Genomic DNA, 787 nt, shown 5'->3' on the forward strand with positions numbered 1-787 from the left:
GGCTCAGGCTCGTAGATTGACAGAACGTCGCAATCCCGCCATTTGACGCCATGTCGAAATTGAACACACCCGAACACGTTATAGATGCGCTGGAAAACCTGTATTCCGACGCCGTTTCCGCCCTGTCCTCGGCCCTGGACATGTTCCTTCATTCCGGAAAGCCACCGGCGCCCGCGCTGCGCGAATCCGGCGCGTTCTGCTATCCGCAAATCAGGATCGTCTACAATCCCGACGGACCACCCCCGCCGATTTCGCGCGCCTTCGGCAAGATGTCAGAAGCTGGCACATATGTTTCCACCATCACGAGGCCGGACTTTTTCCGCGACTATCTGACAGAACAGCTCTCCCTGTTGATGCGGGACTATGACATTGATGTGTATGTCGAGCAGTCGGATTCCGAAATTCCGTATGCCTATGTGTGGGAGCAGGGGCAGGCCAGTGGACTTGACGAGATCTCGCCAGCTGAACTGGCGCGTCACTTCCCAAGTCCAAACCTTGCCGATATTGGTGATGAAGTGGCCGATGGGGAGCTATACGAGCCCTATGAAACCCATCCACTGGCATTGTTCGACGCGCAGCGAGTCGATTTCTCTCTGAAGCGGCTGCAACATTATTGCGGTACGCCCGTTGAGCATTTCCAGCATTATGTGCTGTTCACGAACTATCACCGTTACGTCGATGCGTTTTGTGACTGGGCGTTGGACAAGCTGACAGAAGACAATCACTACACGTCTCTATCTGTTCCGGGCGGGTTGGAGGTCTCTGAGCCCACCGACACGTCCCGAAC

At 55.5% G+C, this 787-nt stretch carries 1 pseudogene; it reads left to right on the top strand.

The features are described from left to right. Nucleotides 1–50: 50 nt before the first annotated feature. Nucleotides 51–787, top strand: a pseudogene (locus tag B4F73_RS03230) (AMP nucleosidase); the annotation flags it as partial.

Origin of the sequence: Hyphomonas sp. UBA3601 (genome assembly GCF_002375605.1) — a bacterium.
Taxonomy (GTDB): domain Bacteria; phylum Pseudomonadota; class Alphaproteobacteria; order Caulobacterales; family Hyphomonadaceae; genus Hyphomonas.